Source organism: Streptomyces sp. SID3212 (genome assembly GCF_009865405.1).
Classification (GTDB): Bacteria; Actinomycetota; Actinomycetes; order Streptomycetales; family Streptomycetaceae; genus Streptomyces.
Map to the genome: position 1 here is coordinate 1 of NZ_WWJY01000606.1, position 707 is coordinate 707.

The 707-nt window shown below is 72.4% G+C and carries 2 protein-coding genes; one reads left to right on the top strand and one right to left on the bottom strand.

The window, feature by feature from the left end; all coding sequences use genetic code 11:
* Positions 1-403, top strand: a 403-nt coding sequence (locus GT042_RS18020) for a PfkB family carbohydrate kinase (protein WP_237530903.1), incomplete at its 5' end; no start/stop codon positions are given.
* A gap of 151 nt (positions 404-554) precedes the next feature.
* On the opposite strand, the gene GT042_RS18025 is transcribed toward GT042_RS18020, so the two are convergent.
* The coding region (locus GT042_RS18025) for a family 1 glycosylhydrolase (RefSeq protein WP_161309736.1) at positions 555-707 on the bottom strand (153 nt) is incomplete at its 5' end.

A 707-nucleotide genomic window follows, 5' to 3' on the forward strand; every position in this document is an offset into this window, starting at 1 on the left:
GCGGCTGCGGGAGCTGTGCGGCCTGGCGGGGATCGTCAAGGCCAGCGACGAGGACGTGCTCCGGCTCTGGCCGGGGGCCGACCCCGGTGAGACGTGCCGGCGGCTGGCGGGGGAGGGGCGGCTGGTGGTGCTGACGCGCGGTTCGCGCGGCGCGACCGCCTACACCCGGGCCGGGGAACCGGTGACGGTGCCGGCGGTGCAGGTCGAGGTGGTCAACACCATCGGTGCGGGGGACGCGTTCATGGCGGCGGTGCTGAACTGGCTCTCCCGGGAGGGGGAGTTCGCGCGGGCGGGGGAGCTGTCGCCTGCCGGCGCGGCGGAGATGCTCGGGTTCGCGTCCCGGGTCGCGGCGTCGGTGGTCGCGCAGGAGGGGACGCGGCCGGTACCGGTCCCGGTGTCCTGAGGGGGCACGGCCTGCGGCCGTAGTGTGTCCTCAATCGCCGGACGGGCTTGATTTTCCCCGGCTCGGCTTGGACGTTCCGCCGGAGGGGCCGGACGCGATCGCCCGGACGGGCCGAGAGTTCAGCCTGTCCGGGCGATCGAGGACAAAAGCGTCAGGCCGACGCCTCGCGGATGATCTCCGCGTAGCGGTACCCGCTGGACTTGATCGTGCGGGTCTGCGTCTCGTAGTCCACGTGGACCAGGCCGAACCGCTTGTCGTAGCCGTACGCCCACTCGAAGTTGTCCATCAGCGACCAGGCGAAGTA